The 26467-nt window shown below is 64.5% G+C and carries 28 protein-coding genes; 12 read left to right on the top strand and 16 right to left on the bottom strand.

What is annotated here, in order from left to right; translation table 11 throughout:
* Position 1: 1 nt before the first annotated feature.
* The 3 genes from obgE to JF290_RS08960 all read left to right on the top strand — a co-directional run bounded on the left by obgE (position 2) and on the right by JF290_RS08960 (position 3464).
* Entirely contained in the window at positions 2–1036 is a 1035-nt protein-coding gene (gene obgE, locus JF290_RS08950) for a GTPase ObgE (protein ID WP_199024507.1), read from the top strand.
* Positions 1024–2130 (top strand): glutamate 5-kinase, encoded by a 1107-nt coding sequence (gene proB, locus JF290_RS08955; protein ID WP_199024508.1) that lies wholly within the window; start codon positions 1024–1026, stop codon positions 2128–2130. Before obgE ends, proB begins: the two co-directional genes overlap by 13 nt.
* 68 nt (positions 2131–2198) lie before the next feature.
* Positions 2199–3464 (top strand): glutamate-5-semialdehyde dehydrogenase, encoded by a 1266-nt coding sequence (locus JF290_RS08960; protein WP_199024509.1) that lies wholly within the window; start codon positions 2199–2201, stop codon positions 3462–3464.
* A gap of 19 nt (positions 3465–3483) precedes the next feature.
* Here JF290_RS08960 and JF290_RS08965 read toward each other — a convergent pair whose 3' ends face one another.
* Complete coding sequence (locus tag JF290_RS08965; protein ID WP_199024510.1) at positions 3484–4080, bottom strand: histidine phosphotransferase family protein; 597 nt, start codon at positions 4078–4080, stop codon at positions 3484–3486.
* Positions 4081–4106: 26 nt separating this feature from the next.
* Here JF290_RS08965 and JF290_RS08970 point away from each other — a divergent pair, with 26 nt between their 5' ends.
* The 3 genes from JF290_RS08970 to olsA all read left to right on the top strand — a co-directional run bounded on the left by JF290_RS08970 (position 4107) and on the right by olsA (position 6013).
* On the top strand, positions 4107–4289 hold the full coding sequence (locus tag JF290_RS08970) for a DUF3553 domain-containing protein (RefSeq protein WP_199024511.1): 183 nt from the start codon (positions 4107–4109) through the stop codon (positions 4287–4289).
* 117 nt (positions 4290–4406) lie between these two features.
* The gene (olsB, locus tag JF290_RS08975) at positions 4407–5171 is read left to right on the top strand and encodes an L-ornithine N(alpha)-acyltransferase (RefSeq protein WP_199024512.1); all 765 of its coding nucleotides are present in this window, start codon (positions 4407–4409) and stop codon (positions 5169–5171) included.
* Positions 5168–6013: a lyso-ornithine lipid O-acyltransferase gene (gene olsA / locus JF290_RS08980; protein ID WP_199024513.1), complete on the top strand. Its 846-nt coding sequence runs from the start codon at positions 5168–5170 to the stop codon at positions 6011–6013. Before olsB ends, olsA begins: the two co-directional genes overlap by 4 nt.
* A gap of 15 nt (positions 6014–6028) precedes the next feature.
* On the opposite strand, the gene JF290_RS19775 is transcribed toward olsA, so the two are convergent.
* On the bottom strand, positions 6029–7288 hold the full coding sequence (locus JF290_RS19775; protein WP_199024514.1) for a Hint domain-containing protein: 1260 nt from the start codon (positions 7286–7288) through the stop codon (positions 6029–6031).
* Between the two features lie 177 nt (positions 7289–7465).
* A complete protein-coding gene (locus JF290_RS08990; protein WP_199024515.1) occupies positions 7466–8140 on the bottom strand; it encodes a VPLPA-CTERM sorting domain-containing protein in 675 nt (224 codons plus the stop codon).
* A gap of 89 nt (positions 8141–8229) precedes the next feature.
* Here JF290_RS08990 and JF290_RS08995 point away from each other — a divergent pair, with 89 nt between their 5' ends.
* Positions 8230–8958, top strand: a complete 729-nt coding sequence (locus JF290_RS08995) for a helix-turn-helix transcriptional regulator (RefSeq protein WP_199024516.1) — start codon at positions 8230–8232, stop codon at positions 8956–8958.
* On the opposite strand, the gene ugpC is transcribed toward JF290_RS08995, so the two are convergent.
* The 5 genes from ugpC to ugpB all read right to left on the bottom strand — a co-directional run bounded on the left by ugpC (position 8944) and on the right by ugpB (position 13252).
* The gene (ugpC, locus tag JF290_RS09000; RefSeq protein ID WP_199024517.1) at positions 8944–9981 is read right to left on the bottom strand and encodes a sn-glycerol-3-phosphate ABC transporter ATP-binding protein UgpC; all 1038 of its coding nucleotides are present in this window, start codon (positions 9979–9981) and stop codon (positions 8944–8946) included. The two genes, JF290_RS08995 and ugpC, sit on opposite strands and share 15 nt — an antisense overlap.
* Positions 9982–9984: 3 nt before the next feature.
* A complete protein-coding gene (ugpE, locus tag JF290_RS09005) occupies positions 9985–10821 on the bottom strand; it encodes a sn-glycerol-3-phosphate ABC transporter permease UgpE (protein ID WP_199024646.1) in 837 nt (278 codons plus the stop codon).
* An 11-nt stretch (positions 10822–10832) separates the two neighbouring features.
* Positions 10833–11714, bottom strand: coding sequence for a sn-glycerol-3-phosphate ABC transporter permease UgpA (gene ugpA / locus JF290_RS09010; protein ID WP_199024518.1), 882 nt, complete (start codon positions 11712–11714; stop codon positions 10833–10835).
* 4 nt (positions 11715–11718) lie between these two features.
* Positions 11719–11874, bottom strand: a complete 156-nt coding sequence (locus JF290_RS09015) for a hypothetical protein (protein WP_199024519.1) — start codon at positions 11872–11874, stop codon at positions 11719–11721.
* Positions 11875–11941: 67 nt separating this feature from the next.
* Complete coding sequence (ugpB, locus tag JF290_RS09020) at positions 11942–13252, bottom strand: sn-glycerol-3-phosphate ABC transporter substrate-binding protein UgpB (RefSeq protein ID WP_199024520.1); 1311 nt, start codon at positions 13250–13252, stop codon at positions 11942–11944.
* Between the two features lie 313 nt (positions 13253–13565).
* Between ugpB and JF290_RS19780 the strand changes: the two genes are divergently transcribed.
* The 3 genes from JF290_RS19780 (at position 13566) to tsf (ending at position 16223) form a co-directional block, all read left to right on the top strand.
* Positions 13566–14180 carry a VPLPA-CTERM sorting domain-containing protein gene (locus JF290_RS19780; protein ID WP_199024521.1) on the top strand — a complete coding sequence of 205 codons (615 nt, stop codon included), beginning with the start codon at positions 13566–13568 and terminating at the stop codon, positions 14178–14180.
* A gap of 214 nt (positions 14181–14394) precedes the next feature.
* Positions 14395–15273: a 30S ribosomal protein S2 gene (gene rpsB, locus JF290_RS09030; RefSeq protein WP_199024522.1), complete on the top strand. Its 879-nt coding sequence runs from the start codon at positions 14395–14397 to the stop codon at positions 15271–15273.
* A gap of 77 nt (positions 15274–15350) precedes the next feature.
* Entirely contained in the window at positions 15351–16223 is an 873-nt protein-coding gene (gene tsf, locus JF290_RS09035; RefSeq protein ID WP_199024523.1) for a translation elongation factor Ts, read from the top strand.
* 193 nt (positions 16224–16416) lie between these two features.
* Here the strand turns inward: tsf and JF290_RS09040 are convergent, their stop codons facing one another.
* The 8 genes from JF290_RS09040 to JF290_RS09075 form a co-directional block, all read right to left on the bottom strand.
* The gene (locus tag JF290_RS09040; RefSeq protein WP_199024524.1) at positions 16417–17514 is read right to left on the bottom strand and encodes an NAD(P)/FAD-dependent oxidoreductase; all 1098 of its coding nucleotides are present in this window, start codon (positions 17512–17514) and stop codon (positions 16417–16419) included.
* Positions 17511–18533, bottom strand: coding sequence for a histone deacetylase family protein (locus JF290_RS09045; protein ID WP_199024525.1), 1023 nt, complete (start codon positions 18531–18533; stop codon positions 17511–17513). Before JF290_RS09045 ends, JF290_RS09040 begins: the two co-directional genes overlap by 4 nt.
* Positions 18530–19006, bottom strand: coding sequence for a GNAT family N-acetyltransferase (locus tag JF290_RS09050; protein WP_199024526.1), 477 nt, complete (start codon positions 19004–19006; stop codon positions 18530–18532). The genes JF290_RS09045 and JF290_RS09050 overlap by 4 nt, the downstream gene beginning before the upstream one ends.
* A gap of 4 nt (positions 19007–19010) precedes the next feature.
* A complete protein-coding gene (locus tag JF290_RS09055) occupies positions 19011–20351 on the bottom strand; it encodes an aminotransferase family protein (RefSeq protein WP_199024527.1) in 1341 nt (446 codons plus the stop codon).
* The gene (locus JF290_RS09060; protein WP_199024528.1) at positions 20348–21424 is read right to left on the bottom strand and encodes an ABC transporter ATP-binding protein; all 1077 of its coding nucleotides are present in this window, start codon (positions 21422–21424) and stop codon (positions 20348–20350) included. The genes JF290_RS09055 and JF290_RS09060 overlap by 4 nt, the downstream gene beginning before the upstream one ends.
* Positions 21425–21573: 149 nt before the next feature.
* Positions 21574–22743, bottom strand: a complete 1170-nt coding sequence (locus JF290_RS09065) for an ABC transporter substrate-binding protein (protein WP_233155224.1) — start codon at positions 22741–22743, stop codon at positions 21574–21576.
* A 26-nt stretch (positions 22744–22769) separates the two neighbouring features.
* Positions 22770–23561, bottom strand: a complete 792-nt coding sequence (locus tag JF290_RS09070; protein ID WP_328701225.1) for an ABC transporter permease — start codon at positions 23559–23561, stop codon at positions 22770–22772.
* A complete protein-coding gene (locus JF290_RS09075) occupies positions 23558–24427 on the bottom strand; it encodes an ABC transporter permease (protein ID WP_328701226.1) in 870 nt (289 codons plus the stop codon). The genes JF290_RS09070 and JF290_RS09075 overlap by 4 nt, the downstream gene beginning before the upstream one ends.
* An 84-nt stretch (positions 24428–24511) precedes the next feature.
* Here JF290_RS09075 and JF290_RS09080 point away from each other — a divergent pair, with 84 nt between their 5' ends.
* Complete coding sequence (locus JF290_RS09080; protein WP_199024529.1) at positions 24512–25471, top strand: LysR family transcriptional regulator; 960 nt, start codon at positions 24512–24514, stop codon at positions 25469–25471.
* Positions 25472–25804: 333 nt separating this feature from the next.
* Positions 25805–26431: a hypothetical protein gene (locus JF290_RS09085; RefSeq protein ID WP_199024530.1), complete on the top strand. Its 627-nt coding sequence runs from the start codon at positions 25805–25807 to the stop codon at positions 26429–26431.
* Positions 26432–26467: the final 36 nt, after the last annotated feature.

The following is a 26467-nucleotide window of genomic DNA, read 5'->3' on the forward strand; positions in this document are numbered from 1 at the left end:
CTTGAAATTTCTCGATCTCGCGAAGGTCTATATCCGATCCGGCGGTGGTGGCGCGGGCTGCGTCAGTTTCCGGCGCGAGAAATTCATCGAATATGGCGGCCCCGATGGCGGTGATGGCGGCGGCGGCGGCTCGGTCTGGGCCGAGGCGGTCGAGGGGCTGAACACGCTGATCGATTTTCGCTACCAGCAGCATTTCTTTGCGAAGTCGGGCCAACCGGGCATGGGGCGGCAGCGCACCGGCAAGGATGGCGACGACATCGTGCTGCGGGTGCCGGTCGGCACCGAGATCCTCGACGAGGACGAAGAGACCGTGGTCGCCGACATGACCGAGGTTGGCCAGCGCGTGCTGCTGGCGCGTGGCGGCAACGGTGGCTGGGGCAACCTGCATTTCAAGTCCTCGACCAACCAGGCGCCGCGCCGCGCCAACCCGGGACAGGAGGGGGTCGAGCGGACCCTGTGGCTGCGGCTCAAGCTGATCGCGGATGTCGGGCTGCTGGGTCTGCCCAACGCGGGCAAGTCGACCTTTCTGGCCGCCACGTCCAACGCGCGGCCCAAGATTGCCGACTATCCTTTCACCACGCTGCATCCGAACCTTGGGGTGGTAGGGGTCGACAGAGTCGAATTCGTCGTCGCCGACATTCCCGGCCTGATCGCCGGGGCCCATGAAGGACGCGGCATCGGCGACCGGTTCCTTGGCCATGTGGAGCGGTGCGCGGTGCTGCTGCACCTGGTCGACGGCACGTCCGAAATGATCGCCGAGGATTACCACACCATCATAGGCGAGCTTGAAGCCTATGGTGGCCATCTTGCCGACAAGCCGCGGATCACCGCGCTGAACAAGATCGACGTGCTCGACGACGAGGAGCGCGCCGCCGCGCAGGCCGAGCTGGAAGACGCGGCGGGCGCACCCGTGCTGGCCATGTCGGGTGTCAGCCGGGATGGCGTGACCGAGGTGCTGCGGGCCCTGCGCCGGCAGATCGACGAGGACCGACTGCGCCAGAAACCCCAGGTGGAGGATGCGCCGTGGCGTCCCTGACCGAGGCGCGCCGGCTGGTCGTCAAGATCGGCTCGGCGCTGCTGGTGGATCGCATGACCGGGGCGCTGCGCTCGGATTGGCTCAAATCCCTGGCCGCGGATGTGGCCTGGCTCAAGGGGCAGGGGGCGGACGTGATCCTGGTTTCCTCGGGCTCTATCGCGCTGGGGCGCGGGGTGCTGGGACTGCCGCGCAGCGATCTGGCGCTGGAGCAGTCGCAGGCGGCGGCGGCGGTCGGTCAGATCCGTCTTGCCCGCGCCTACGAGGAGGCGCTGGCGCCTCATGCCATCACCACGGCGCAGGTGCTGGTGACGCTGGAGGACAGCACCGACCGGCGCCGCTATCTGAATTCGCGCGCCACGCTGGAAACCCTTTTGGGGCTGGGCGCGGTACCGATCGTCAACGAGAACGACACCATCGCCACCGACGAGATCAGATACGGCGACAATGACCGGCTGGCGGCACAGGTCGCCGTCACCATCGGGGCCGACACGCTGATCCTTCTGTCGGATGTCGACGGCTTCTATTCGGGCAACCCGTCGCAGGACTCGACGGCCACGCGGTTCGACGTGATCGAGCAGATCACGCCCGAGATCGAAGCGATGGCGGGCGACGCGGGCTCGGGCCTGTCCAAGGGCGGCATGAAGACCAAGCTGATGGCCGCGCGGGTCGCGACCGCGGGCGGTTGCGCGATGGCGATCACCGAAGGCTCGGCGTTGAACCCGCTGAGGCGGCTTCAGGAGGGCGGTGCCGCCACCTGGTTCACCGCTCAGATCGACCCGCAGGCGGCGCGCAAACGCTGGATCGGCGCGATGAAGCCGCGCGGCCAGATCACTGTCGATGCAGGCGCGGTCGCCGCCATGCGCACCGGCAAGAGCCTGTTGCCGGCCGGGGTCACAAAGGTGACCGGCAGTTTCCAGCGCGGCGATCCGGTCGAGGTGCTTGGCCCCGACGCGATCAGCCTCGGCCAGGGACTCTGCCGCTATACGGCCGCCGAATCCCGTGCGATCATGGGCTGTCGCTCGGCCGAGATCGAAACCGTGCTGGGATACCCGGGCCGCGCCGCGCTGATCCACCGCGACGATATGGCCTTCTGATCCGCTTCGGGCTAGAACCATTTTCGCCGGGGAACGCACCCGGCCCGGCATCACGAGGGGCGCTGATGATGAAAGATCTTGAGTCCATATCCGACGTCATGGCCGATATCGGCCGGCGCGCGAGGATCGCGAGCCAGACACTGGCCTTTGCCAGCGCCGACAGCAAGCGCGCGGCCCTGATGGCGGCGGCGGATGCGGTTTCGGCCCACCGGGACGAGATCATCGCTGCCAATGCGCGTGATCTGGAGTTCGGACGCGAAAAGGGTTTGTCGGCGGCGATGATGGACCGCCTGATGCTGGACGGGTCTCGTATCGAGAGCATCGTCGAAGGGCTGCGCGCCGTGGCCGGGCAGGACGACCCGGTTGGCCAGGTCCTCGCCGAATGGGATCGGCCCTCGGGCTTGCATATCAGTCGTGTGCGGACGCCGCTCGGCGTTATCGGGGTGATCTATGAAAGCCGCCCGAACGTCACCGCCGATGCGGGCGCGCTCTGTCTGAAATCCGGCAACGCGGTGATCCTGCGCGGGGGATCGGAAAGCTTTCATTCCTCGCAGGCGATCTATGCCTGCCTGGTCGAGGGGCTGCGCGCCGCCGGCCTGCCCGAGGATGCGATCCAGCTGGTTCCGACGCGCGATCGGGCCGCGGTGACGGAACTGCTGACCATGACCGACAGCGTCGACGTGATCGTGCCGCGTGGCGGCAAGGGGTTGGTCGGGCTGGTGCAGCGCGAGGCGCGAGTGCCGGTCTTTGCCCATCTCGAAGGCATCGTGCATATCTATCTGGACAAGGCCGCCGATCCGCAAAAGGCGCTCGACGTGGTTCTGAATGCCAAGACGCGCCGCACCGGGATCTGCGGGGCCGCGGAATGCCTGCTGGTGCACGAGGAGATCGCCGAGGACCTGGGGCGCAGCGTCATCGAGGCGCTGATCGACGCCGGGGTCGAAGTGCATGCCGAGGGCAGTCTGGCCGGAATCGACGGCACCACGCCCGCCACCGAGACGGATTGGGGGCGCGAATACCTCGACATGGTGATCGCCGCCCGCACCGTGCCTGACATTGATGCCGCGATCGCGCATATCCGACGCTACGGATCGAACCACACCGACTGTATCGTGACCGAGGACGAGGCGGCTGTCGCGCGCTTCTTCGAGCGGCTGGATAGCGCGATCCTGATGCACAACGCCTCGACACAGTTCGCCGACGGCGGCGAATTCGGCATGGGGGCCGAGATTGGCATCGCCACAGGCAAGATGCACGCGCGTGGCCCGGTGGGGGCGGAACAACTGACCAGCTTCAAGTACCTGGTGCGCGGCAACGGCACCGTCCGTCCCTGACGACAGCGACGAAGTCGGTCTAGAAGCGGATCATCACCTGGCGGTCGCTGTGGGAATACTTGACCCGCCGCCCGAGGTCCGAGGCCACGGTGGGCAACAGGGCGAACTGGACCAGCGCCGGTGTGATCTCGGCCATCTTGTCCATGTCGGAGAGCCCGGCCCAGAGGGATTCCTCGACCGATAGCTTGTCGGCCTCGCCGATCACCGTCCACGCGTCGTCCTCGACCACCACGCGGACCGCGCCGCCATAGGGCATCGCGGTCTCGCAGCATTGCAGCGCCAGGAAGGCCAGCCGTACCATGCCGCGGGGCTGCGGCTCCAGCGGGGCCCAGCGAAACGCGTGCCGTCCCCCGCGCGAGACATCCTCGAGCACGGTCACGATCTCCGGGCGGCCCATCATCTGCTCGCCCGAGGCGCCGAAGGCGATGCGGAAGAACTGGATGCGCGCCTTGGCGTTTCCGACGCTGTCGGTGATCAGGTCCTTCTCGGGGCCCTGCATGCCGCCGGCCATTTCCAGAAGCTCGAGCCCGTTGCTGATCGCACCGATCGGGCTGATCAGGTCATGGCAGATTCTGGAGCCTATCAAGGCGGCCAGATTGAGGTTAGTTTGCCCCATGAAATTCCTCCGTCAGGACTGCCGACATGACCGATCTGAACGCCATACTCGCACCCGGCATGCTGGTGCGCCACCCGGAATTCGCCGAGTGGGGCATAGGGCAGGTGCAATCCAACATCGGCGGCAAGATCACCGTGAATTTCCGCGAGGAAGGAAAGGTCGTCATCGACGGCGCCCGGGTTGCTCTGGTTCCGGTCTTTGATCCGTGAAACTGGTTGACGAAGGGTTAACGGATGCGCGCCTCCGTCGCCCCGCTGTTGTCAATCGGCACCAATTCGCGATAAGCGGCTGCTATCTTCTTTGCAACGGCCACCGATACGCAGGCGATGCCCGATCTCACGGCTGACTTTTCCCTCCGCCTGGCGCGAACAGAGGACGACCTGCGCGCGGCGCAGCGGCTGCGCTATGATGTCTTCGTGCGGGAACTGGGTGGCGACGGGCCGCTGGTCGATCACGCGGCGGGGCTGGAGCGCGACCGGTTCGATCCGTTCTGTGATCACCTGTTGTCGATCCACCGTCCCAGCGGACGGATCGTTGGCGTCTATCGCCTGATGCGCTCGGATCAGGCCAAGGCGGCGGGCGGGTTCTATTCCGAGAGCGAGTACGACCTGTCGCGCCTGACCTCCACGGGGCGGCGGCTGCTCGAACTCGGACGGTCCTGTATCCATCCGGACCATCGCATCGGTCTGGCCATGCATCATCTCTGGACCGGCCTGGCGGCCTATGTGCGCGAGCATCGCATCGATGTGCTGTTCGGCGTGGCCAGCTTTCACGGCACCGACCCGCAGCGCCTGGCGCAGCCGCTGTCGCAGCTTCACCACGCCCATCTCGCGCCCGAGGATCTGCGGGTGCGGGCGTGGCCCGAGCATTTCCAGCCGATGGATTTGGTTCCGTCCGACTGCATCGACCGGGTGGTGGCAATGAAACAGGTGCCGGCACTCATCAAGGCCTATCTGCGTCTGGGCGGTTTCGTGGGCGAGGGTGCGTTCGTGGATCATGCGTTCAACACCACCGATGTCTGCCTTCTGCTCGACACCGCGCGCATGACGCCGCGCCAACGCAAGGCCTATGGCGGAGCCGACCCGGGATGAGCCCGACCTGGGACAGCGACAGCGCGCCCGAACCGGTCGTGATCGGGCCCGCCGGATGGTTGCGCGTCGCGTTGCGCGGGCTGATGCTGGGCACATTGGTCTTTGGTGGGCTGGCGATTCTGTTGCTGGTGCGCCTGATCGAGAGGCCCTTGTGCGGAATGCAGCGCCCGGTGACACCCCACATCACACAGTTCGTTTGCCGCAACGCCTTTCGCGTGCTCGGGATGGGCTTTGCAACCCGTGGTGCGCTGATGCCAGAGCCGGGCGCCGTGGTGGCCAACCACGCGTCGTGGCTTGATATTTTCGCGCTGAACGCGCGCAAGCGGGTCTATTTCGTGTCCAAGTCCGAAGTCGCGGACTGGCCCGGTATCGGATTGCTGGCGCGCGCGACGGGCACCGTTTTCATCGAACGCAACCCGGCCCGGGCGCGTGAGCAGACCGAGACCTTTCGGGCGCGGCTGATGGCCGGTCACAAGCTGCTTTTCTTTCCCGAGGGCACCTCGACCGATGGATTGCGGGTTTTGCCCTTCAAGACAACGCTTTTCGCCGCGTTCTTCACGCCAGATTTGAAGAACGAAACATGGATCCAGCCGGTCAGCGTGATCTATCACGCCCCGGCCGGCGAAGAGGCCCGGTACTATGGCTGGTGGGGCGACATGGATTTCGGCAGCCACCTTCTCAAGACGCTGGCCGCGCGTCGGCAGGGTTCGGTGGAATTGGTCTATCACGCCGCGCTGAGGGTCGCCGAGTTTCCTGATCGCAAGACGCTGGCCGCGCGGTGCGAACGCGATGTGCGCCGTGGTCTCGACGCGCGGCTGAAGGCTCTGAACCCTCAGGATTAGAGCCATATGAGCGGATCAGCTAGGACGCAGCAGACCGGCTTCGAAGGACCTTGCAAAAGGACGTGCGGCGCTGTGCGTGGGGCAGGTATGGGCGTCAAGCTCTGGGAACATGTCCAGCAGTTCCGCGCGTGTCGGGCGCTCGTCGGGGGTGACGTGATCGCCAAGAAAGAAGCTTTCCAGCAGCGCGCCATCGGACAACAGGATCTCGTGTCGATCGAACATCACGTGAAAGTAGGTGATCTCGTCGCAGGGAGCGGAGAACACCCTGTCGCCGTCCTGCAGATGCTTGGCGGCGCAGAGCACCTCGGACTCGTGAAACAGAAGCTCGCAGCGCCAGCCGGTCAGCAAAACGCGGTGCTGCGGAGACAAGAGGATGCGCCGCCGGTTGCCGATGCTGTCCGGCTCAAAGCAGATCGGTGCGAACCGGCCGCGACCCGGCACGGTACGCCGTCCGATCCAGCGCACTGGCTGCGGACCGTTGTCCAGCGTGTGGACCAAGTCGCCCGCGGCGAGCTGCTCGATCGGGACATCGCCATCCGGAGTGCCGACCCGCGTGCCCTGCGCAAAACAGGCCAGCGCCACGGTTTCGAACCCCAGGTAGACGAAGACTCGGCCATTGGGCAAAAAGACGAGGCCGTTGGTACTGCCCGTCGAAAAGGGCGCGAAGGTCGAGCCGAGCGGCACCAGCAACGTGTCCGACCCGGACCCTCCGCGCGCGAAGGTCGTGTTCAGGCCGGCAAAGATCAGATCGTTGCCGCCATCGCCCTCCAGATTGCCCGATCCGTCCTCGGCATAGATCGTGTCGTCGCCACCACCGCCGCCCAGGTTGTTGTTGCCTGAGCCGCCGCGCAGGATGTCATTGCCCGCGCCGCCCTCGATATTGTTGTCGCCGGTGCCGCCGATCAGGATGTCGTCGCCTGCGCCGCCCGTCAGCGCACCGCCCCGGTTGCCGTCGTCGCGGAACCTGTCGTCCCCGTCACCTCCGATATAGCCGCCCGCGTTCAGTCCGACTGAGCCGCTCACATCGCTGTCGGCGTCGTTTCCGCGGAATTCGACGAACTGGCTGAACGAGCCCCCGGCGAGATCGGCGTCGGTATAGGACGTCACAGCGCCGCTGGTCGTGTCGGTGAAGGTGATCGAGGTCGCGGTCATCGTGACCTGGAACTTGTCACTGACGCCCGTCACGTTGATCGTGCTGTTGCTGTCGATGGTCAGCGCCGCCCAGAAGGACGGGTTGGAAATATCCGCATCGGTCAGGTTCAGAAAGACCGGCACACCGCCCTCGCACTCCGCCGTCTATACTCAGGTGGCGGACAAAACAACTCGCACGTCACCTAGAGTGCTGATCAATCTGCGTCAATGCAATCGACCTGTCGGGGTTCGGCCCGGTTTCGCGGGAAACTGATCGGGCGCGGGCTGCGAGGGCCGGGTGACGCGGGCAAGGCGAACGGTTCAGGCGCGGTGCCGTCGCCGCCGATGGCAGGCAAGCACGCCCAGGGCGCCGATCAGAAGCGGCAGACCGGCCGGCAGGGGCACCGTGGCAGGCGTCTGTACCGGGGTCAGCTGCTTGAGGTCAAATCCTACGATCTTGGTGGGCTGGTATGGTGCGCCAAGCGAGGGATCAAAAAGCGTCGAACGCAGCGTGATCCGGGCACGCGTGAAATCCGACAGCTCGATGAGATCCGGAAAGGCCAGCCCGCCCGCGAACAGCGTGTTCGTATCATCCGCCAGGAACAGGCCTAACAGCGTGTACTCTGCGGCGGGCGATGTCACGGGAAGTCCGCTGTTGGTGGTCACGATGGAATCCAGTGACAGGTCATCCTTCAGGTCGGTCGAGGAAATGGGCATTTCGGTGCCCTGCGTGACAAAGGAATCGATGGTGATGGCGACGGGTCCGAACCGCAGCGTATCGCCGAAAACGTTCTTCAGCGTGTCGTCGAATGTCAGCGTGCCGGTGATGCTGGCCCGGGTTTCGAGCCTGTTCGCGTCATGATCTCCGGTCTCGTCGAACCCGTTCAAGACCTGGGTGTAGGAATAATCCGCCGCGTAGGTGTATTCCAGGACCGCGGCAGATGCCGATGGGGGCAGAAGGGTGGCGCAAATGGCGCCGAGTATTGATCTGAACATCATTGTACCAACTTTCTTCATCAATTTCTGTATTCTGATCGATTGCCAACCTTCTGGTAATCCCCCCAAATGGGGGGACAGGGGCAGGGATGTCCTGTGCCTGGCTGCAACGGCGAGGGGCCGCCATGTTCATGTGCCACGCGGCAGAGCTTGAGACCCGGACCGACGGCGATGCGCTGTGGGCCGCCTCCCGGTCGGTCTTTGCCGATGCCGGGCTGGTGCATGTGATCTACCTGGTTTCGGACGACGCGCGCCGCCGGGTCAGTCTGCGCAGCAGCACGCCCGCGATCCATCGCGAGGTCGACCCTGCCGAAGATCCGTTCCTTGACTACTGCTGCAAGAGCTATGACGTCACCCGGACCGGTGTCGCCTATCTGCCCGATTACAGCTACCTTCCCACAACTGCACAAAGATTGATCCGGGCCGCGCGCAAGGTCGGCTTCGTCAGCGGCTTCGGTATTCCGACGCGCCTTGAGGGGGCGGACCGCTATGGCGGCTTCAACCTCGGCTGTGCACTGGACCGAGATGCGTTCGAGGCCCGCTTTGCCCCGCATATCGCCGAGATCCAGTCGCTGTGCTTCCTGTTGCATCGCCGGTTCGAAGAACTGGACCGCAAGCGCAGCAGCGCGGTGGAGGCGCTGAGCCCGCGCGAGGGCGAGATCCTGTCGCTGATCGCACGGGGCCTGACCCGAAAGGAATGCGCTCATGCTCTGGGTCTGTCGCCAAACACGGTCGCGGAATACACGAAGTCTGCCTATCGCAAGCTGGGCGTGCGCAACCGTGTGGAAGCGGCGCGGCTGATGTCAGGCGGGCGCTGATCCGGCGGGGGCGGCAAGGCGCCGCTCATCTGCGCCGAACAGAAGTTCCGACTCTGCATCCCAATCCAGTCCGCAATCGTTGCCCGGGTCAGGGCAGGGCAGGCCACCATCCTGACGGACGGTGAACTGTGCGCCCGAGGGCAGAGCGAGGTGTATCAGCGTTTCCGCCCCCAGCGCCTCGGAGAACGTCACCTTGCCTTGCGCCTGACCGCTGCCCGCCTGCACCAGCCGCGCATGTTCCGGGCGCACACCCACGGTCGTGGCGCCGGGGCGCGGCGCGAGCAACGCCTCGGGCGGCATGAAGTTGGTCGCAGGCGAGCCGATGAAACCCGCCACGAACACCGTCGCCGGGTTGGCATAGACCTCCAGCGGCGCCCCGATCTGGTCGGCCACGCCGCCATTCATCACCACCATCCGGTCCGCCAGCGTCATCGCTTCGACCTGGTCATGGGTGACATACAGCGAGGTGATCCCGAGATCGCGCTGCAACGCCTTGATTTCCAGCCGCATCTGCACCCGCAGCTTGGCATCCAGATTGGACAGCGGCTCGTCAAACAGGAACACTGCGGGCTTGCGCACGATGGCGCGCCCCATCGCCACCCGCTGGCGCTGCCCGCCAGAGAGTTCGCGCGGCTTGCGGTCGAGATACGGCTCCAGTTGCAGCATCTTCGCCGCCACCGCCACCCGCTCGGCGATCTCGGCCTTGGGCATCTTGGCGATCTTCAGCCCGTAGGAAATATTGTCGAACACCGACATGTGCGGATAAAGCGCGTAGTTCTGAAACACCATCGCGATGTCGCGCTCCATCGGTTCCAGGTCGTTGACCACGCGCCCGCCGATCGAGATCTCGCCGCTGGTCACGGTTTCCAGCCCCGCCGCCATTCGCAGCAGCGTGGACTTGCCGCAGCCGGACGGGCCAACGATGACAATGAATTCGCCCTCGGCCACGTCCAGATCGACCCCGTGGATCACGTCGGTCTTGCCGAACCGTTTCTTCACATCGCGCAAACTGAGGGTTGCCATCGGTTATTTCTCGCTGTCCACAAGGCCACGGATAAACAGGTTCTGCATTGAAATCACCACGATGATCGGCGGCAACATCGCCAGGATCGAGGTCGCCATGATCACCGGCCAGTCAGCCACATCATCGCCGGAAGGGAACATCTGCTTGATCCCCATGACAATGGTGTTCATGTCCGGATCGGTGGTGATCAGCAGGGGCCAGAGATACTGGTTCCAGCCATAGATGAAGAGGATCACGAAGAGCGCCGCGATATTGGTGCGGCTCATCGGCAAGAGGATGTCCCAGAAAAACCGCATCGGGCCGGCCCCGTCGACCCGCGCCGCCTCGGCCAGCTCGTCCGGCACGGTCAGAAAGAACTGCCGGAAGAGGAAGGTCGCCGTGGCCGAGGCGATCAGGGGAAAGATCAGCCCGGAATAGCTGTTGAGCATCCCGAAGCCGGCCACCACCTCGTAGGTTGGCACGATCCGCACTTCGACCGGCAGCATCAGGGTCAGGAAAATCAGCCAGAAGAACATCCGCCGCCCCGGAAAGCGGAAATAGACGATGGCGAAGGCCGACAGCAACGAAATGACGATCTTGCCAATGGCGATCCCCAGCGCCATCACCAGCGAGTTTGCCAGCATCCGCGCCACGGGGGCGTTGACGCCAGAGACCAGCGCCGAGGTGTAATTCTCGATGAACTGATCCCCCGGCCAGAGCGGCATCGGCGGCTTCACGATCTCGGGCTGGGTCACGGTCGAGGCGACGAAAGCCAGCCAGATCGGGAAAAAGATGATCAGCACGCCAACAATCAGCCCGGCATGGGTGAACCAATGCCCGATACCGCGTTTTTGAACCATCCCCTCGGCCATCAGTAATGCACCCTTCGCTCGATGAACTTGAACTGGATGATCGTCAGGATGCCGACGACGACCAGCAGGATCACCGATTGCGCCGCCGATGAGCCCAGGTCCTGCCCGACGAACCCGTCGGAATAGACCTTGTAGACCAGGATGGTCGTCGCCTGCTGCGGCCCGCCCGAGGTGATGGTGTGAATGACCCCGAAGGTTTCAAAGAAGGCATACACCACGTTGACCACGAGCAAGAAGAACGTCACCGGCGACAAAAGCGGCCAGACGATGGTGCGAAAGCGGGTCCAGAACTTCGCGCCATCTATTGCCGCCGCTTCGATCACCGATTTCGGAATCGCCTGCAAGCCTGCGAGAAAGAAAAGGAAGTTATAGCTGACCCGGCCCCAGCTTGATGCCGCGACCACCAGCCCCATGGCCTCGGCCTCGTTCAGAACGTGGTTCCAGTCATAGCCCAGAAGGCCGAGGTACCACGACACGACGCCGACCCTCGTGTTGAACATGAAGAGCCAAAGCACGCCAGCCACCGCGGGCGCGACCGCATAGGGCCAGATCAGAAGCGTACGATAGGTGCCCGATCCCTTGATCAGCCGGTCGGCCAAGATCGCCAGGTAGAGCGCCATGCCCATGGACACCACTGTGACCAGACTGGAAAAGATGGCCGTGGTGACAAAGGAGGCACGGTAATAGGGGTCGGTCAGCAGGTATTCGAAGTTTCCGAGCCCGACGAACTGCGACTTCAACCCGAACGGGTCCGGAATGAAGAGCGACTGGTAAACCGCTTGTCCTGCGGGATAAAAGAAAAAGACCGCCGTTATGACGACCTGCGGCAGCAGCAGGCAAAGCGGCAGGATCCAGCCCTTGAAGGTGACGCGTTTTTCCATCGTCCTAGACCATCACCCGCCCGACGCCGTCCGGCTGCGGGGCCTTGGCGGATACCTTGCCGTGATCTGCGGCGGACGTCGGTTCCGCCGGATAGAGAGCGACCGGAAGCAACAGGCCGGCAGCGCCAATCACGGTCCGCTCCACGGCTGTCATCATCATGCCTGCCTCCTCGAAAAATGCGTGACGCGCCCCGGTTTCGCGGGGCGCGTCGGATAGGGGGCCGGACTCAGCGGTTGGCCTGTTCGAACCGGCGAAGCAACGCGTTGCCGCGCTCGACAGCGCTGGTCAACGCCGCCAAGGCCGCCTTGTCGCCAGCCCAGACCGCCTCGAGCTCCTCGTCGATGATGCCACGGATCTGGTCGAAATTGCCCAAACGCAGACCCTTGGAATTGGCGGTCGGCGCCTTGCCGGTCATCTGCATCCCGGCGATCTCGGTGCCTGGGTTGGCATCATAGAAACCTTCGGCAGCGGTCTGTTCGGCCGCCGCAAGCGTGATCGGAAGATAGCCGGTGTCCTGGTGCCACTTGGCCTGGATGTCGGAACTGGACAGGAAGGCGAGGAACTCGGCCACGCCCTTGTACTCCTCGGCCTCGTGCCCCTCCATGACCCAGAGCGACGCACCGCCGATGATGGTGTTCTGCGGCGCGCCCTCGACGCCCTCCCAATAGGGCAGCGGACGGATTTCGAAGTCGAACTCGGCCTCGGCCTTGACGCCGGCGTAGCCGGCGCTGCTTTCGGTGAAAAGGGCACATTCTCCGGCGCGGAAATTCGCGCCGCCCTCGTTGCGCCGCCCGGCATAGATGAACTTGCCCTCGCTGGCCCAGTCGCCCATCTTCTGGATGTGCGCCGCCTGCACCGGGCCGTTGAAGGCCAGTTCGGTGTCGAGCCCGGCAAATCCGTTCTCCTGCGTCGCGAACGGCACGTTGTGCCAGGCGCTCAGGTTTTCAAGGTGAATCCAGCTCTGCCAGGCCGTCGTCATCGGGCATTCATGCTTGGCCGTGTGCAACGTGTTCAGCGCTTCCTCGACATTCTGCCAGGTGCTGAGATCCATGTCGGGGTCGAGCCCGGCCGCCTCCAGCGCGTCGCGGTTGACGTAGAGAACCGGTGTGGAGGAGTTGTAGGGCAGGGACAGCATCTGCCCGTCAGTGGTGGTGTAGTAGCCCTTGACCGCGCCGATATAGGCGTCGGGGTCGAACTCCGCTCCGGCCTCTTCCATCACCTCGTAGACTGGTTTGATGGCGCCTTCCGCCGCCATCATCGTGGCGGTACCGACCTCGAATACCTGCAGGATATGCGGCTGCTCGCCGGCGCGGAAGGCAGCGATGCCCGCGTTCAGCGTTTCGGAATAATTCCCCTTGTGGCTGGCCACGACGACATAGTCGGACTGGCTGGCGTTGAAGGTCTCGACCTGCTCGGCCAACAGTTCGCCCAGCCGTCCGGTGAAGGCGTGCCACCACTGGATTTCGGTCTGCGCCCAGGCGCCGGTGGACAGCGCCAGCGTCGACGCCATGGCTCCCGTGAACATGCGGATTTTCATGTGTTTCCCCCCAATTGAAAAATCTTGTCGCTGGATGACAGGGTAACTCCTTGCGCGATTCTGACAACAGTTTTGCGACAGGTTGCTCCCGCTGCCAAAGGTCGACCGACATCTGCGGACCGTCTCGCTGCTGGAAACGATTGCAGGCTTTGAGCAATACTGTTTCGAATATTGCGACAGGTCTGGTGCGACCAGGAAATCGAGTTGCAGCACGTCTCACGATGCGCGAAAAGGTTGCCAGACCGTTAACATCGCAACTCCGAGACCCGGAAGCGCAACGGTTCTTAACGAATGGACGTGTTAGGAGAACACCGTGACAAGAACTTCAGGACTTTTCGGCGCGGCGGCACTTGTCGCGCTTCTCGCGAGCGGGGCGAATGCCGCGATCGTCGAATTCGGCTCAAACGCTTTTGACGACGGCTGGGCCAGTTTCATCCGATATGACGATGCAGCCCTTCGCGGTACCGACGATGACCGCGACAACCCGGCCAATGCTCTGGGGTCCGACGCAAGCGACTTTTTCGAGATCGGGTTCGGAAGTACCGTCGATCTGAAGTTCGGCTCGGCCTTCACGTCACCGGGCACCCTGATCGAAGTGACCAACGGCAACGTCGCGGGATGGCCGGAATCCGTCGATATCCTTGTTGGTAATGACGGCGATCCCGGCTCGTTCTTCAAGGTCGGATCGCTTGACAACACGGCGGCTCAGAACCCGGGCGGCCAGTTCACCTTTGCGGGCGGCCCTTTCGACACCGTTCGCCTCATCGACACGTCCAGTTCGCCGGCGCCCAACGGGTCGACCGAGGGCGGCTGGGACATCGCGGCCGTGCGCGTCTCGGCTGTTCCGGTGCCTGCCGCGATGCCACTGCTTCTGGCCGGTGTCGGTGCCTTCGGCATCGCCGCGCGCCGCAAGCGTCGCAAGGCCTGATGCCGCAGCAGCGATGACCAGAAGTAAGGGGCGGTCCGGTTCGGGCCGCCCTTTTCGCTTTCCTGCTTGCACCCCCGGCGATCCTCGCCTATACGCGCGCCATTCAACCCGCAGGCGGGGTTGGGCCGATGGGGGAGACATCCCCAGAGGTCCGCCGGTTGGCGCATCCGCGTCGAGACCCCCGCCGAGGATCAAACCGGAAAGGAAAGAAGGCATGGCTCTTCCCGAGTTCACCATGCGCCAGCTGCTTGAAGCAGGCGTTCACTTCGGCCACCAGACGCAGCGTTGGAACCCTCGTATGGGTCCGTTCATCTATGGCGCGCGCAACGGCATCCACATCATGGATCTGACCCAGACTGTCCCGATGTTGGACCAGGCCCTGCAGGTCATCCGCGACACCGTCGCCAAGGGCGGTCGCATCCTCTTCGTCGGCACCAAGCGTCAGGCCAGCCAGCCGATCGCCGAAGCAGCCGAGAAATCGGCACAATATTACATGAACCACCGTTGGCTGGGCGGCACCCTGACCAACTGGCAGACCGTGTCCAAGTCGATCCAGCGTCTCAAGCAGATCGACGAGCAGATGGAAGCCGGGTTCGCGGGCCTGACCAAGAAGGAACGGCTCGGCATGGAACGCGACCAGGGCAAGCTTCAGGCATCGCTCGGCGGGATCCGCGAAATGGGCGGCACGCCCGACCTGCTCTTCGTGATCGACGTCAAGAAAGAGGCGCTCGCCGTCGCCGAAGCCAACAAGCTGGGCATCCCGGTCGTCGCCGTGGTCGACACCAACTGTTCGCCCGATGGCATCGACTACATCATCCCCGGCAACGACGACGCCGCCCGCGCCATCGCGCTCTATTGCGACCTGGCCTCGCGCGCGGCACTCGAGGGTATGTCGGCCCAGCTCGGCGCCGCGGGCGTCGATGTCGGCGCCATGGAGGAAGCCCCGGTCGAAGAAGCCGTCGCCCCCGAAAGCACCGGCGTCGAAACCGGCAACGTCTCGGCCGAGACCGCTTCGGACGACACCATGTCCAAGGACGCACCGCTGGATATCGAATCCACCGCCAAGACGCTGGAAAAGGCCGCCAAGGGCTGATCCGGCGTCACCGGTCTGATACACGCGGCAGGGCGCTCCTGCCGCGACCCAGGGAATATTTCTAGGAGAACCAAGAGATGGCTATCACTGCATCCATGGTCAAGGAACTGCGCGACAGCACAGGCGCAGGCATGATGGACGCCAAGAAGGCGTTGACCGAAACCGATGGCGACATGGAGGCAGCCGTGGACTGGCTGCGCACCAAGGGTCTCGCCAAGGCCGCCAAGAAATCCGGCCGCATCGCTGCCGAGGGCCTCGTCGCCGTTGTCGTCGACGGCGGCAAGGGCGTCGCGGTCGAAGTGAACTCCGAAACCGACTTCGTCGGCAAGAACGCCGAATTCCAGGACATGGTCGCGGGCATCGCCAAGGCCGCCCTGACCGTCGATGATGTCGAGGCGCTGAAGGCCGCCGACATGGGCGGCAAGTCCGTCGCGGACGTCATCACCGACAAGATCGCCACCATCGGCGAGAACATGTCGGTGCGCCGCATGGCGACGATCGAAGGCGACAATGTGGTGGCCTATGTGCACAACGCTGCCGCCCCGGGCATGGGCAAGATCGGCGTTCTGGTCGCGCTCAAGGGCGATGAAGCCTTCGGCAAGCAGGTCGCGATGCACATCGCCGCCGTGAACCCGGCGTCGCTGTCCGAGGCCGATCTCGACCCGGCCGTTGTCGAGAAGGAAAAGCAGGTCCAGATGGACATCGCGCGCGAAAGCGGCAAGCCCGAAGAGGTGATCGAAAAGATGATCGTCGGCCGGATGAAGAAATTCATGGCCGAGGTCACGCTGCTGAACCAGCAATTCGTGGTCAACCCGGATCTCACGGTCGCTGCCGCCGCCAAGGAGGCCGGGGCCGAGATCACCGGCTTCATCCGTCTTGAGGTCGGCGAAGGCATCGAGAAGAAGGAAGAGGATTTCGCTGCCGAGGTGGCCAAGGCTGCTCAGGGCTGATCCGCGCCCAGCTTCCAGAAGCTGCACAAATTCGCGCCCGCCCGACACTGTGTCGAGCGGGCGTTTTCATGTCGACAAAGGGCAGGGGACGACGTCGCCGGGAATTGCGCGCCCTCACGACGCAGCATACCCGCGCTCCTTTTCATCTTCGTCAAAATACTCCGGGGTTTGGGGCGGAGCCCCAAGACGACGCTCAGGCGAGACGCGCCGGCGACAGGCTCGCGCGCAGATCCGGCTCTGTGCCCCGCCCATCGGTGAGGCAGATGTCAGCAAGGATACGGGCCAGCGCCGGAGCGGTCTGCACGCCATAACCGCCCTGTCCGGCCAACCAATAGAACCCGTCCGCATCGGCGGCGGCGCCGACGACCGGCGTGCGGTCGGCCACGAAGCTGCGCAGCCCCGCCCAGCTATGCGAGGGTTTGACGATCGGCACGTCGACCATCTCCTCGAAGCGGAACAGGCCTTCGGCGATGACCATGTCGTCGGGCCAGGCGTCATGCGGATCGACGGGGTCCTCGTCGGCGGGAGAGATCATCAGGCCGTCTCCATCCGGTTTCGCATACCAGCTTTCCATGATCGAGCCGAAGAGCGGCCAGTCGGCATGTCCCTCGATCTGCCGGGGCAGGGCCATGCGCACAGCCGAGCGGCGCATCGGCTGCAGCCCGATCGGCGCAACGCCGGCCATCGCGGCGATCCGGTCGGCCCAGGCCCCAGCGGCGTTCACGACGCGACCGGCCAAGATGCTTTCGCCGTCGCACTCAACGCGCCAACCGCTGCCGTCCCGCGAAAGACCGGTCAGGCGTTTGCCCGTTGCGATCTGGCCGCCGCGCGCCCGCAGAAGGCGCGCGCAACCTTGCAACAGCCGGTCGACGTCGATGTCCTGCGCATCACGTTCGATCGCCGCCGCTGCGATCTTCTCGCGCCGCAGGATCGGCACCATCGACTGCGCCTCGCCGGGCGAAAGCCGCTCCATCCCGTCGGTGTCAGCCAGATAACTGTCGAACGTCTCCATGTCCTCTAGCCGCGCGATCAGCATCTCTCCGCGGGGCGACAGCACCGTTTCGCCCAGCAGTTCGCCGGCCAAGTCCGGATAGGCCAGCGCGTTCAACCGTCTCAGCGTCGCGTTGCCGTAGTTGCGGATGAAGATCGCCGCGGAGCGACCCGTCGAATGATAGCCGAGGTGATCTTCGGCTTCGAGCACCAGCACCTGAGCGTCGCGGGACAACTCTGCAGCCGCGCTCATCCCGGCGATGCCGCCGCCGATGACGACGATATCCACTGTCCTGCTCATGCGTCCTGAAATCCGGTCAGCACACTGGTCAGGTTGTCGCCCAACGCGTCGCAGAGATAGCCGCCTTCCTGCACGAAGAGCGTTGGCAAGCCGAGCTCGGCGATCGCCGCGCCGATCCGGGCGAAGCCCTCGGTGGTGATCGCCAATCCCTTGAACGGATCGCCGACGAAGGCATCGAGTCCCAGTGCCACGACGAGCACGCTGGCGCCGAAGGCCTGCACGCGTTCGGTCGCGCGCGACAGTTCCGACAGGTAGGCGTCATCGCCGGTGCCCCGCGGCAAGGGCAGGTTCACGTTCGCCCCCAGACCCGCGCCGGTGCCGCGCTCCTGCGCGTGGCCCCAGAAGAACGGGTAGAATCGCACCGGGTCGGCATGAAGTGACACGGTCAGAACATCCCGGCGCGCGTAGAAGATGCCTTGCGTGCCGTTGCCGTGATGCACGTCGATGTCGAGCACCGCAGGGCGGTGGCCGGCGCGCAGAAGCCGCTCGGCAGCAATGGCGGAATTGTTCAGGAAACAGAACCCGCCGGCGAGATCGGCAAAGGCATGGTGGCCCGGCGGGCGGGCCAGCGCATAGGCGGCGCGCACCCCGGCTTGCAGGCAATCCGCGGCGGCGATCGCACTCTGCGCCGCCCAATAGGCCGCCTCCCAAGTGCCGGCGGAGATCGGGCAGGCGGTATCCGCCTGGTGATATCCCGCCTGGCCGACCGCCGATTTCGGATAGCCGTCAGAGCGATTGGCCGGGTGGATGTTGGGGATGACCTCCTCGCCCGCGCCGTCGATCCGCTGCCAGCGGCCGTGGATGGTCTGGAGAAACGTCAGGTATTCAGAACTGTGGATCGCGGCGATGGGTGCGATCCCGGCATCGGCGGGTGTTTCGAACGCGCAGCCGGCGGCCTCGGCCCCGGTCCGCAACCGCGCGATTCGCTCGGGCTGTTCCGGATTCGGCAACACGGCGCCGTTGGCCATGAAGTGCTTGGGGTCATGCGCCCATTGACGCTCATGAAAGAAGGCTCTCATCCGCTCCTCGCAAGGTCATCGAACAACTGGCCGCCCAGGCGCAGCGTGGTTTCGCCCTCGGGCGTCTGGAACCCGAGCCGCTGATAGAACGCCAGCGCGTCCGGATTGTCATCATAGGCGGCGAGCCTCAGGAAAGAGGCGCCCCAGACCGCGCGGCCATGTTGCGCGACACGCGCCAGCATCCGGCGGCCAAGCCCCGTGCCCCGCGCCGTCTTTGCGATCCAGAGGTCGGAAACATAGAGCCCCGGCGTTCCGAAGGCGGTCGACATCAGCGGTGCATACAGCACCACGCCCCGCAGGGCCGCGCCCTCCTGCGCGAGCAGCCCGTAGCAGGCCGGGCGGGCGGCGAAGAGCGCCCGCGCCAGTGTCTCTTCGGTGGCGCGGAACGGGTCGCGCAGATCCCGGGCCAACGCCCGTAGGCCCTCGGTCAGAAAGGGCAGGCTCGCTCGGGTAACGGGGGACACGACTACCATCGGCTCAGACCGGGCCCAGCGCATCGGCGGGCAGTTCGGCGACGAAGCGCGCGAGCGATTTGTCCAACAAGTCGACGATCTCCTCGACCTGTTCCGCATTCACGATCATCGGCGGGCAGACCAGGAAGTGATCGCCCGACAGACCGCCGCGCGTGCGCCGGGAATACAGGATCAGACCGTTTTCGTAAGCGATCTCGACCAGCCGGGAATGGGCGTTGAGCGTGGCGGGCAGGGGGGCCTTGCTGGCCCGATCGCGCATCAATTCGAAGGCCAGCAGCAGTCCCTTGCCGCGCACGTCGCCGATCACCGGATACTTCTGCTTGAGATCGCGCAGACGCGAGGCCAACACATCGCCCATCCGCGCCGCATTGCCGGTCAGGTCCTGGGTGTCGATCTCCTCCAGCACTGCGAGACCGGCCGCGCAGGCCAGCGGATTGCCGGCATAGGTGTGCCCGTGGATGAAGCCGCCGTGATCCAGCACAGTTTCGACCATGTCGTCGCGCGCGATAACCGCGCCCAACGGCACGTACCCGCCGCCGAACCCCTTGGACAGGCAGATCAGGTCGGGTGCCACGTCCCAATGCTCGGCACCGAAGAAGCGCCCCGTGCGCCCGCCGCCCGACATCACCTCGTCATGGATCAACAACACCCCGTAAGTGTCACATATTTTGCGGATTTCTCGCATGTATTCCGCCGGGGGCACCAGCGCCCCGGTCGACGCGCCTCCGACCGGCTCAACGATGAAGGCCAGCACGGTCTCGGGACCTTCCTCGAGGATACGCGCCTCCAGCATCGCGGCGTAATGCAGGCCCGTCGCCGGGTCCTCCGCGTCCAGCCCGTCGAGATAGGCGCGCGGTGCGGGCACCTTCGGCATGGGGCGCATCATCGGGTCGAACGGCGCCGTCATCGGCGCATAGCCCGTGACGGACAGCGCGCCCAGCGTCGCGCCGTGATAGGAGGGCGTGCGCGCGATCACCTTGTAGCGCTGCGCCTCGCCCCGGCTCAGTGCATACTGGCGGGCCAGCTTCATGGCGCTTTCCACGGCTTCCGAGCCGCCGGAGACGAAGAACACCCGCCCCAACCCCTCGGGCGCCAGCGCCGCGGCGCGTTCGGCCAGCGCCTCGGAGGCCTCGGTCTGGAAATGCAGCCGGTAGCCGAAGGTGGCGCGCTCCATCTGCTTGTGCATCGCCGCCAGAACGCGGGGGTTTGAATGGCCGATATTGCTGACCATCGCGCCGCTGGAGCCGTCGATATAGCGCTTGCCCGTAACGTCCCACATGTGGATGCCCTCGGCCCGGTCCAGTTCGGGGCGGGCCAGGCGGGTCTGGTAGAACAGCCGGCTCATGATGCGCCCGTCTTGGGCGGCAGCGCGGCGCAGGCATCCGGGTTCAACAGCAGCGAGACGGTCTCGCCCGTGGCAAAGGGCTTGCCGTCGATCATGTTCATCGCCTGCATCGGTGTGTCGCCCACGCGCAGGAAATAGCGCGCCAACTGGCCTTGGTAATCGACGTTTTCCACCTTGGCCGTCGCCCCGCCCTGGCCGACCGGCGCCAACGTCAGTTTTTCGGCGCGGATCATCAACTTGGCGGCGGGCCCGTCGCCCAGAGAGGCCGCATGGGACAGTGGCACCGGAGTTCGGCCGAATTCGGCGGTCTCGAGCACAACGTGTTCGCGGTCGCGAGAAATCACCTGCGCGTCGAGCAGGTTCGACGCGCCGAGGAAATTTGCCACGAACTCCGATACCGGCCGGTTATAGACCTCGTCCGGAGCGCCGATCTGCTCGATCCGTCCGGCGCTCATCACGATGATCCGGTCCGACATCGCCAGCGCCTCGGACTGATCATGCGTGACGAAGATCGACGTCACCCCGATCCGGTCCTGGATCGCTTTCAACTCGACCCGCATTTCCTCGCGCAGGTTTGCATCCAGCGCCGAGAGCGGCTCGTCCAGAAGCAGCACGTCCGGCTCGATGACGATGGCGCGGGCCAGTGCGATGCGCTGCTGCTGCCCGCCTGAAAGCTGGCTGGGATAGCGGTCCTCGACACCGGGCAGGCGCACGATGTCCAGCGCCTCGGTGACTTTGCGGGCCATGTCTGCCTTGGCCACGTCGCGGTATTTCAGGCCGAATGCGATGTTCTCGCCGATGGTGCGATGCGGGAACAGGGCGTAGTTCTGGAACACCAGCCCCAGGTTGCGCTTGTGAATCGGAACGTCGTTGATCCGCTTGCCACCGATCAGGATGTCGCCATCCGTCGGGGTCTCAAGCCCCGAGATCATCCGCAGGATGGTGGTCTTGCCGCAACCCGACGGCCCCAGCAGGGTGGTGAAGGAGCCTTCCTCGAAGACCACGTCCGCCCCCTGCACGGCCACGACCGCGCCGAAACTCTTGCGCACCGATTTCAGCTCGACGCGTGCCATCCAGTCCTCCGATCCGTCATCCGCTCAGCCCCAGTTTATTTCCGTTGACCCCCGGGCAAGGTCCGGAGGAGTCGTCCATCGGGCGTGACCTGATGGACGACCGCTCTCGTTGGGTTGCCGCCGCGGGCCGCGGCGACGCCCCTTTGGCCTCACGCGCCTTTCTGGACGCGGTTCCACATCTTGGACTGTTCCTTCTCCTGCGGATTCCAGACCATCGGATCGCGGAACACCAGCCCCTCCAGCTGGCCGGTCGGATCGAAGGCCGGAAGGTTGAGCACCTCCTCGGGCATCTCGATCTTTGTCGGGTCCAGCGAAGGCGGATACTTCTGTCCCACCGCCACAGCGATTGCGGTCTGCGGGTCGAGCATGAAGTTCAGCAGTTCCTCGGCAGCCTCCAGTGGCGAGCCCTTCAGCACGAACATCGACTCCATCCAGGCCAGTCCGTTGGGCGGGTCCATGTAGGCGATCGGATGGCCCTGTGCCTGCAGCGCCGCCACCCGGCCCGACCAGGCTTCGGTGACATAGATCTCTTCCTTGGCCAGCAGGTCCATCAGTTCCGCGCCCGACGACCAGTATTTCAGAACCAGATCGCGATGCTCGCGCGCCTTGTCCCAGACCGCGTCCCAATCCTGGATGTCGTTGGGGTCCTGTCCCGATTGCAGCGCGCCATACCAGGCCCGGTTGGCCCAGTCGCCGCCCCAGCCGCCGATCTTGCCCTTGAGTTCGGGATCGAGCAGCAGGTTCGCGCCCAGTTCCCGAGCCTTTTCTTCGGAAACATACTTGGTGTTATAGGCGATCCCCGTGGTTCCGTAATCATAGGGCACCGCCGACAGCCCGTCGGGCGTGATCGCGCGGAACGGGTCGATCATCGCGGTCATCACGTTGGACAGGTTCGGGATATTGTCCTCGTTCAGCTGGACCGCATAGCCGTTGTCGACCCAGCGCTTGTACCAGTTGACCCCCGAGCTGTGCAGGATGTTGTGGCCATCCGTGTTGCCCGCCGCCTTGATCTTGGTCAGCACCTCGTTCTCGCCGCCGAAGGTCGCATCGACCACGGTGTTGCCGGTTGCTTCCTGGTAGGGATTGAAGGCGTTTTCGCGCAGCGCTTCGGATACCACGCCGCCCCAGCCTTCGAAGTAGAGCTCGGTGCCGGCAGCGCGCGCCTGCGTCGCCATCGCGCTCATGATGCCGCCGCTCAGGCCCGTGGTCAGGCCCGCGGCGCCCAGCAGGCCGAAAAAGCTGCGCCGGTCCACGTCGCCATTGCCGACGGCCTCGCGCAGTCGCGCGTAGCGGGTCGTGTCATCCATCTTTTTTGTCATTGTTCAGACTCCCTGTTGTGGTTGGTTCATATTTTCTTGCGTGCGAAGTATCGCGCCAGCGCGCCCGCCAGAAGCGGCACGCCCACCGTGATGCAGATCATCACGAATCCCAAAGCGTTGATCTCGGGGCTGACCGAATTGCGCAGCATCCCGAAGATCTGCGTCGGCACGGTCTCCATGCCCGAGGGGCGCCAGAAGATCGTGGCGGTGATGTTATCAAACGAAATGGTGAACGCGAAGAGCGCGCCTGCGAATACTGCCGGCATCAGCAACGGCAGCGTGATCTGGAAAAACGTCTGCATGGGGTTCGCCCCCAGCGACATCGCCGCTTCCTCGTAGTCGCGCCTGATCCCGATCAGCCGTGCCTGCACCACCAGAACGACGAAAGGCAGGGCGATGATCGAATGCCCGATCAACAGCAGTGCGAAACTGCGCGGCATGTGCAGCCAGCGCAGGAAGATCAGAAGGCCCACCGCCAGCACCGTCTCGGGGACCAGAACCGGCGAGATCAGGAAGGTGGTGATCCAGTTCTTGCCGGGAAAGCGATAACGCACCAGCGCGAGGCTCGCCAGGATCCCCAGCGTGGTGGCGATCAGCGCCGTCAGCAGGCCCAGGATCACAGAGGTGCGCAGGGCGCGGATGATGGCCTCGTTCTCGGCCAGTTCCCGGAACCAGCGCAGGCTGAAGCCCTCGATCGGGAAGCCGCCGAACTGGGAGGAATTGAATGCCAACAGCAGCACCACCGCGATGGGCGCGAACGTGAAAGCATAGACCAGAACGGTATAGAACTTCAACAGCGACCAGACCCGCACGTTCACCTCCCGAACGCCTTGGCCAGCTGGTCCATTCCCATGAACCGGCTGTAGAGGATCACCACGCTGCCCAGAAGCAGCAGCAGCGCGAAGGACAGCGTCGCCCCCATCGGCCAGTTCAGCTCGGTCACCACGGCGTCATAGACCAGGTTGCCGAAGAGGAAGTCGCTCGGCCCGCCCAGGATCAAGGGTGTCACGTAGCTGCCCCCGGTCAGAACGAAAACCAGCAGCGATCCGGCCGCGAGGCCGGGCAGGGACAGCGGCAGCGTCACCTCGCGGAACGCCTGCCAAGGCGTCGCCCCCAGCGTGCGCGCGGCTGGCTCGAGGTTCGGATCGATGCCCTCGAGGCTCACATAGACGTTCAGGATCATGTAGGGCAGGAACACGTGGATGAAGCCCACGATCACCGTGAATTCGGTATACATCAGCTGAACTTCCAGATCGCCCAGTCCGAGCAGGTTCAACAGCCCGTTCAGCGCCCCCTGGTTGCCGAAGATGTGGATCCAGCTCAGGGTGCGGATGATGAAGCTGACCCAGAACGGCAAGATCAACAGAAGCAATAGCAGCCACTTGTGCCGGTACTTCGTCATCGCGATCACGTAGGCGGGAATGTATCCCAGCACCGCCGCCAGAACCGTCACGATCACCGACAGGCGCAGCGTCTTCCAGATTGCCGTGTGGTAATAGCTGTCGCTCAGCAGGTCCTGCCAGTTGCCGAACTGGAAGGCCGGCACGTCCACCGCCAAGTCGATGTTCTCGTAGAACGAATAGACCAGGATGAAGGCCATCGGGATCACGACCAGCGCCGTGATGAACAACAGCGCCGGTGTCAGCAGGATCCAGGGGCGTCGGTCGGCCGGAATGGCGGGCACAGAATCTCTCCTTGCACCGACTATGGCACGCAAGCGCACGATTGAGCGAATTGATCCGAAGAATAATATGCATTAATTGAAATCATGCTTATAGATCCCGACCGCAAATTCGCCTTCAAGCTTGATTGGAACCTGCTGCGCACCTTCCTCGTCATCGCGGAAGAGCAGAGCATCACCCGCGCCGCCCACCGCCTGCTGCGCGGCCAGCCTGCTGTCAGCCTGGCGCTGAAGCGGCTCGAAACCGAGCTCGATTGCCGCTTGGTGGAACGTGGCAAGGGGACCTTCCGGCTCACCTCCGCCGGACGCAAGCTCCACGCCGAGGCAGTGGCGATCTTTCAGGGCGTATCGCAGCTGCCCGACAGTATCGGCCAGGCCCAGAACGAATTGTCCGGCGACGTGCGCATCCTGCTCGCCAGCCACGTTATCACGCCGCTGCTGGACGACCAACTTACCCGCTTTGCCCGCGACCACCCAAAGGTGCGCTTCACGATCCGGGTGGAAAGCAGCAATACCGTGGTGCAGGACATCCGCGAGCGGCAGGCGACGCTCGGCATCTGTCTCGTCAACCGCAAGCTGCCCGATCTCGAATACCTGCACATGTTCCGCGAGTATTTCGGCTTCTACTGCGGTCGCCCGCATCCCCTGTTCGGGCGCGAAGGACTGACGGTCGAGGATTTGCGCGATCACCCCTTCGTGGCCTTCGACACCGAGGAGATCGACAACGCCCTGCGACGGATCGTCATGCTCCGCAACAGGATGGGTCTTGCAAGCCAGGTCGTGGGACGCTCCTCGCAACTCGAGGAAGTGCGCCGCATGGTCATGTGCGGCATGGGTATCGGCGCGTTCCCGACTCATGTGGTCGAGCAGGACGTCGCACAAGGGCTGCTCTGGCGCCTGCCACCACGCGACAAGCTGCCCGAGGTCGACATCTACCTGGTCCTGAACCCCCGCAAACACCTCAACCGCGCCGAGGACGTCTTCGTCGGGGATCTCCTGCGCACGCTCCGCAACACGCCGCTGGAGGCGCGGACGTATCTGGCGTGACGGGAACAGATCGGAATTCTCACGAAACCGGTTTGAGGCGCAGCATACGTGGTGCGGCATTTTACATCGGCGGCCAACCAAATGATTGCTTCGCCAGCGTTTGCACTTGCTTCGAACGTTTTGACCCGTGCTTCGGTATTCGGACAAAGGCTGCGCCATATGGACAGACGGGCGCGCCTTCAGATGCAACCTTGAACGACGATTCGTGGTCACGCTGAAGGCGGCCCACGGTGATTGATCCAAGCATGCCTACACGCCAGGCAGCGCTATCCGATAACGCGTTGCCGGCACCGGAAAACAGGGCTGACAGGCAATGCTCAACATATGGGACCCATGACCAAAACTTTTCATCCCACGGCCGTCGCCGCAGTTCTCGCCACCTCGTTTTTCGCTCCGGCCTCCGCGCAAGTGGGCCAAGCCGCCATCGATGGCTGTATCGACCAGATACGCGCGGTCGGCGGACCCGATGGTCAGAGCGGCACGGTCATCTCCTCGGAGTATTCAGAGGCGAATTCGCTCATCTTGTTCAGGGATGCCGGAAACACCGTCTGGCGCTGCCTTGTGTCCAATGGCGGTGTTGTCGCCGACCTCTCGGTCGCTGACGCGGCGGATGACGGCGGCGGCGCGATGGCCGGAGGCGCGGGCGCGTCCGACACCGTGCGGGTGCAGTTCACAAGCGGCACGTCCGGAGCAGAGCTGACGGACTCTCTGCTGCCGCAAGAAAGCCGGCGCTACGTTCTCGGCGCGCGCGATGGTCAGTTCCTGTATTTCCGTCTCGCCGCGAACGGGCCCGGAATGACCTACGCGATCTACAACCCCGACGGCTCCGTGCTGCTCGATGAAATGATGGCTGCCCAGGAGTATCGCGGCCAACTCTGGCAGTCGGGTGACCACGTGGTCGAAGTCTCCAACACCGCAAACGGCGCCCAGTCCTACAACGTCATCTTTGGCATCGAATGAGGATAACGACTTGAAGCGTGCAGGGGCGACACAAAG

It is taken from the genome of Sedimentitalea arenosa, from assembly GCF_016428585.1.
Taxonomy (GTDB): domain Bacteria; phylum Pseudomonadota; class Alphaproteobacteria; order Rhodobacterales; family Rhodobacteraceae; genus Sedimentitalea; species Sedimentitalea arenosa.

Coding starts and splice junctions, on each gene's coding strand:
- rpsB (WP_199024522.1), top strand. CDS start 14,395: ATGGCTCTTCCCGAGTTCACCATGCGCCAGCTGCTTGAAGCAGGCGTT.
- JF290_RS08965 (WP_199024510.1), bottom strand. CDS start 4,080: ATGGGGCAAACTAACCTCAATCTGGCCGCCTTGATAGGCTCCAGAATC.
- JF290_RS09015 (WP_199024519.1), bottom strand. CDS start 11,874: ATGATGATGACAGCCGTGGAGCGGACCGTGATTGGCGCTGCCGGCCTG.
- JF290_RS09055 (WP_199024527.1), bottom strand. CDS start 20,351: ATGAGCCGGCTGTTCTACCAGACCCGCCTGGCCCGCCCCGAACTGGAC.
- JF290_RS08995 (WP_199024516.1), top strand. CDS start 8,230: ATGTCCTGTGCCTGGCTGCAACGGCGAGGGGCCGCCATGTTCATGTGC.
- ugpC (WP_199024517.1), bottom strand. CDS start 9,981: ATGGCAACCCTCAGTTTGCGCGATGTGAAGAAACGGTTCGGCAAGACC.
- JF290_RS09040 (WP_199024524.1), bottom strand. CDS start 17,514: ATGAGCAGGACAGTGGATATCGTCGTCATCGGCGGCGGCATCGCCGGG.
- JF290_RS09060 (WP_199024528.1), bottom strand. CDS start 21,424: ATGGCACGCGTCGAGCTGAAATCGGTGCGCAAGAGTTTCGGCGCGGTC.
- JF290_RS09050 (WP_199024526.1), bottom strand. CDS start 19,006: ATGGTAGTCGTGTCCCCCGTTACCCGAGCGAGCCTGCCCTTTCTGACC.
- olsB (WP_199024512.1), top strand. CDS start 4,407: ATGCCCGATCTCACGGCTGACTTTTCCCTCCGCCTGGCGCGAACAGAG.
- JF290_RS08960 (WP_199024509.1), top strand. CDS start 2,199: ATGAAAGATCTTGAGTCCATATCCGACGTCATGGCCGATATCGGCCGG.
- JF290_RS08990 (WP_199024515.1), bottom strand. CDS start 8,140: ATGTTCAGATCAATACTCGGCGCCATTTGCGCCACCCTTCTGCCCCCA.
- ugpE (WP_199024646.1), bottom strand. CDS start 10,821: ATGGTTCAAAAACGCGGTATCGGGCATTGGTTCACCCATGCCGGGCTG.
- JF290_RS09045 (WP_199024525.1), bottom strand. CDS start 18,533: ATGAGAGCCTTCTTTCATGAGCGTCAATGGGCGCATGACCCCAAGCAC.
- ugpA (WP_199024518.1), bottom strand. CDS start 11,714: ATGGAAAAACGCGTCACCTTCAAGGGCTGGATCCTGCCGCTTTGCCTG.
- JF290_RS09085 (WP_199024530.1), top strand. CDS start 25,805: ATGACCAAAACTTTTCATCCCACGGCCGTCGCCGCAGTTCTCGCCACC.
- JF290_RS08970 (WP_199024511.1), top strand. CDS start 4,107: ATGACCGATCTGAACGCCATACTCGCACCCGGCATGCTGGTGCGCCAC.
- JF290_RS09065 (WP_233155224.1), bottom strand. CDS start 22,743: ATGACAAAAAAGATGGATGACACGACCCGCTACGCGCGACTGCGCGAG.
- JF290_RS09080 (WP_199024529.1), top strand. CDS start 24,512: ATGCTTATAGATCCCGACCGCAAATTCGCCTTCAAGCTTGATTGGAAC.
- tsf (WP_199024523.1), top strand. CDS start 15,351: ATGGCTATCACTGCATCCATGGTCAAGGAACTGCGCGACAGCACAGGC.
- olsA (WP_199024513.1), top strand. CDS start 5,168: ATGAGCCCGACCTGGGACAGCGACAGCGCGCCCGAACCGGTCGTGATC.
- ugpB (WP_199024520.1), bottom strand. CDS start 13,252: ATGAAAATCCGCATGTTCACGGGAGCCATGGCGTCGACGCTGGCGCTG.